The sequence below is a fragment of the Streptomyces sp. DvalAA-14 genome, assembly GCF_900091855.1.
GTDB lineage: Bacteria > Actinomycetota > Actinomycetes > Streptomycetales > Streptomycetaceae > Actinacidiphila.
The window spans coordinates 1-2,179 of the sequence record NZ_FMCH01000567.1; the positions used below are offsets into that span (position 1 = coordinate 1).

The 2,179-nt window shown below is 70.1% G+C and carries 1 protein-coding gene; it reads right to left on the bottom strand.

Features of this window, described 5'->3' with window-relative positions:
* Positions 1-2,114, bottom strand: a 2,114-nt coding sequence (locus GA0115240_RS30690; RefSeq protein WP_202451908.1) for a glycosyl hydrolase family 95 catalytic domain-containing protein, incomplete at its 3' end; no start/stop codon positions are given.
* Between the last annotated feature and the right edge of the window lie 65 nt (positions 2,115-2,179).

Below are 2,179 nucleotides of genomic sequence, written 5' to 3' on the forward strand. Positions count from 1 at the left end.
TTCATGGTCTGGGTGGAGCCGGCCTGGACGGCGACGGTGACGGGGGTGCCGCCCTGGACCTGGACGTCGACCTTGGTGTTGCCCTGCACCGAGACGGTGCCGCTGACGTCCCAGCCGGACGGCCAGGCCGGGGCGACGCGCAGGGTGCCGTCGTAGTCCTGCACGAGTGCCTCGTCCAGGGCGGTGGCCACACCGGAGGCCTGCTCGATGTAGGACTCGGTGCCGACCGTGCTGCCCAGGTCGGCCAGGCCGTCGATGTAGACCTGGTGGCCCTCGGTGATCGACACCAGGCGGGCCGCGACCTCACTGGACAGCCCGAGGCGGGCGGCGTCGATGGCGTCCATGCTCCAGTCGTTGCCGCCGGTCACCGCCCGGTGGTTGTAGCTGCGCACCGCGAGATCGTGCAGCGGGCCCGCGTCGTCGGTGACCAGGTTCCACGGCCAGACCGGTTCCAGGTCGATGTTCTCGCTGTTGCGGATCTGCGCGGTGGGCTGGTAGGAGTACGCGATGATGTCGTTGCCCGAGGAGTCCGCCGAGGCCGGCAGCACCTGGGTGCGGCCGTAGTCGGTCCGCGCCCAGTCCGGGATCTGCGGGATCGCGGTGGTCAGCTGGCCGATCAGCGCGCTGTCACCGGTGTTGAGCAGCTGCGCGGCCTTGATGACCACCGGGAAGAGCGCGGAGTCCGCCGTGAGGTCGGTGGTGGGGTCCTGCACCGCCCACTGGGTCTCGTGGGCGTTGGCGACCGCGTGCAGCTTCCCGTCGGAGCCGACCTTCTGGTAGGCCAGCAGGAACGTCGCGGAGTCCTTCATCAGCGGGTAGTACGTGCGCAGGAAGTTCAGGTCGCCGGTGTCCTGGTACTGCTCCCAGACATACAGGCTGATCTCCGGGCCGGAACTGATGTCCAGCGCGTTCCAGTTGGGGCTGCCCGGCTCGCTGCAGGCCGCGTTGGCGCCCGCCCCCGGGTCGCCGCCGTTGCCGTTGAAGCGCATCACCTCCGGCACGCACGCCCCCGGCAGCCCGCCCATCTGCTGCTTCGTCCACGCCTCGATCGCCGGCAGGTTGTTCTCGTAGAGGTTGAAGATCGGCGTGTTCAGCGCGAAGTTGCCGCTGCTCATGTTGGCCGAGATCTGCGTGCGCAGATTCCACAGCCATGTCGCCGACGGGGTCCACGCCTGGTGGTCCTGCCCGAAGTTGAACATGTCCGCCACACCGGCCTGGCTGCCCGGGACCGTGCCGCGCATCGAGGCGGCCTCCATGAACAGGTACAGCGTGCGCAGGCTCTCCATGTACTGCGCGGTGCCGTCGGCGGAGGTGGCCTCCAGCACGCCGCTGTTCGCCCAGTAGTTCGCCCACCACGACTGCTGCGAGGACAGCAGCGAGGACTCCGCGGCGGTGGCGTCCGAGCCCAGCAGGCTGCTCGCGGTGCTCGCCGCGTTGCCGCCCGTCCACGACGGGGCGCCCACCACCACCCGGAACGAGCCGTCGGCGTTCGGCGTGAACGTCGTCTTGACCTGGGTGGAGCTGACCACCGAGCTGGTGACGCTGCGGCCGCCGGCGGTGATCGCGGCCAGCGACCCGAAGGTCCGCCCCGAATGGCCGGCCTCGGAGTTGTCCACCCAGGTCTCGGCCAGCGTGCCGGTGGCGCCCGAGACCGCGGCCTGCGGGCTGCGGCCCGACCACAACCCCACCGTCGCGCTCTGCTGGCTGCCCGGGTCGGCGCCGGTGACATCGACCACCAGCTCGTCCTTGGTCGCCGACACCCACGCCTTGAGCGTCATACCGCCGCCGGACTCGTTCAGCACACCGGTGTAGACATCCAGCGAGCCCTTGAAGTCACTCGCGCCGGTCAGCGCGGACAGACCCGGAATGTTCACCTGGCCCGGCGACAGCCGGCCCGGCAGCGTATCGGCCCGGTTCAGCTGGGCGGTGAACCCGCCCGCGGCCCAGGCCGCCACCCCCAGCGAACCATTGCCCAGCGGCAGCGACTGCGCGGCAGCCGTATTCGGCCTGCCCAGCACGATGTCCGAACGCCGGACCACATTCGGGGTGTCGACATGGAAACCCCCGCTCTGCCACGCGGTCGTCGCGGTTGCCGCCGCGGCCGGCTGGGACACAGCAGGAACAAGGAAGCCAGCCGCCAGAAGCACAGCAACTGCTCCAGCGGATGATCGGATCATTC